Here is a 2,072-nt window from a genome sequence, read left to right as displayed (position 1 = left end):
AAGGCCAAAGAAGCCACCAAAGCCATATACACCATTCCACAGGGAAGAAAGCCATTCAATAGGCCGGATAGAAAAAAAGCTTTGCTCCCACCTCTTTTTATAGATTTTCCCAGCTGTGATTTTAACTTTGTCAATGACTTTGAAAATGTAGATCCGGTTATCCACTTTTCAGATTCTTTATAAAAAAAAGCCAAGCCAATTATGATCAGTCCAAGGACAATGGAAACCCATTGTTGTATACCTGCCAGGGAAAGAGAAAATCCCAGCAGCCCAACTAATCCACCTAAAAGGGAATAAGTAACAGCCCGACCTGAATTATAGAGTAATTTATTGAACAAATACTTGTTGCTATCTTTCCCTGCTAAGGCCAGAGCTATAGGTCCGCACATACCCACACAGTGAAATGAGCCAAGCAAACCCCAGATAAAGGCGGTCCAAATCATTTAAACATCTATTTTCTTCTCTTCAAAATAGGCTACCCCATCTGCTTCCCAAGTCATCTTCACTTTCCAATAACCCGGTTCTAAATCATTCAGTTTTAAAATGTTGGATTCATGATCCTTAATTACAATCTGAATTTTCTTATCCAGCCTCGCATCCGAAGGTCTAAATAAGTGCAACTCGCCTTTGGCACCCACAGGCAATTTGAATTGAAGCGTCTTGCTTAGGACATCAAATTGCATGACCTTCCCTTCAATAGCCTGGGTATTACTCACCCTATCTATATGCTCCTGATATTTTATTTCCTCTGCATAATAATCCTCAGTAACCAAATGAATATCATCTTGCTTCACACAAATGGTAACCAAGCTAACCATCAAGCCAATAAAAACAAGTAATAATAATAAAATCCCATTTCCCCAATTCATATATCCTATTCTTTAAATATTGTCATTCTGCCACAGGCCCCATAAAACTCGTCGAAATCCGATCTATGGTTACTCCGTTTTGTTGCAATAAAAGGTCCACATTTTGTTGCGGTACTTTCATGTCTTCCTGATTTTTAACCAGAAAAAACCTACCCTCAAACTTGGACTGACCCTCAAGGTGCCAATCAGTATGTCCCACCTTTTCTAAGGTAAATGTAGGATCATCAGGCACTAAGGTAACCTCCTGTTCATCAAAGGTTTTATTGATTAAGGTAACTTCATAAAGATTGCTGATTTGCGCGCCCTCTCTGGTTTGATAGGTCATTCCCCTAAACCTTGTCACTGTGGCACCCAAGTCATCCCTGGTAGCTAATAAAGAAACAAATCCCACGATCAACAACAAAAGTATAGCAGAGTAGGCTTTCACTCTCCCTGTTAGCAATTTCGATGTTCCGGTCAGAATACTGTTTTCAGAAGCATATCTAATCAAGCCCTTGGGACGATCCACTTTTTCCATGACATCGTCACAGGCATCCATACAGGCCGTACAGTTTACGCACTCCATTTGTACGCCATTTCGAATATCAATTCCTGTTGGGCAAACCTGCACACATAAAGTACAATCGATACAATCTCCGACCGGCTTTTCTTCTACCTTTTTCTTTCTTATGGGTGCCCTCGGCTCCCCTCTTTTATAATCATAGGTCACATTAATGGATTGATTGTCCAGTAACACACCTTGAAGGCGTCCGTAGGGACAAACCACAATACATGCCTGCTCTCTAAACCATGAAAAAACAAAGAGAAAGATCCCAGTAAAAGCCAGCAGACCAAAAAAGCCCGCTAAATTATCTGCCGGAGAAGATGTAACAATTTCTTTTACTTCATCAATACCTATAAGGTAAGCCATTACCGTATGTGAAATAAGGAGAGAAATCAAAATGAAAATGGACATTTTGATGGACTTCTTTCTTATTTTTTCTGCATTCCAGGGCATGGCATCCAATTTTCTTTGCTGGCCGGCATCCCCTTCTATCCAATACTCTATTTTGCGAAAGACCATTTCCATGAATAGTGTCTGGGGACAAGCCCAACCGCAAAACACCCTTCCGAAAACCACCGTAAATAGGATAACAAAAACAAAGAAAATCAGCAATAAGAAAATCAACAAATGAGTATCCTGAGGCCAAAAAACAGCTCCAA

Annotated in this window: 3 protein-coding genes; all 3 read right to left on the bottom strand. The window is 40.3% G+C overall.

The window, feature by feature from the left end:
• Positions 1-443 (bottom strand): sulfite exporter TauE/SafE family protein (locus AAC037_RS23900; RefSeq protein ID WP_339906164.1); only part of this gene is annotated, 443 nt, incomplete at its 3' end.
• Complete coding sequence (locus AAC037_RS23895) at positions 444-869, bottom strand: FixH family protein (protein ID WP_339906163.1); 426 nt, start codon at positions 867-869, stop codon at positions 444-446.
• Positions 870-891: 22 nt separating this feature from the next.
• Positions 892-2,072 (bottom strand): cytochrome c oxidase accessory protein CcoG (gene ccoG / locus AAC037_RS23890; RefSeq protein WP_339906161.1); only part of this gene is annotated, 1,181 nt, incomplete at its 5' end.

The organism is uncultured Cyclobacterium sp., assembly GCF_963976465.1.
Lineage (GTDB): Bacteria > Bacteroidota > Bacteroidia > Cytophagales > Cyclobacteriaceae > Cyclobacterium.
This window is presented reverse-complemented; position numbering and strand designations above follow the sequence as displayed.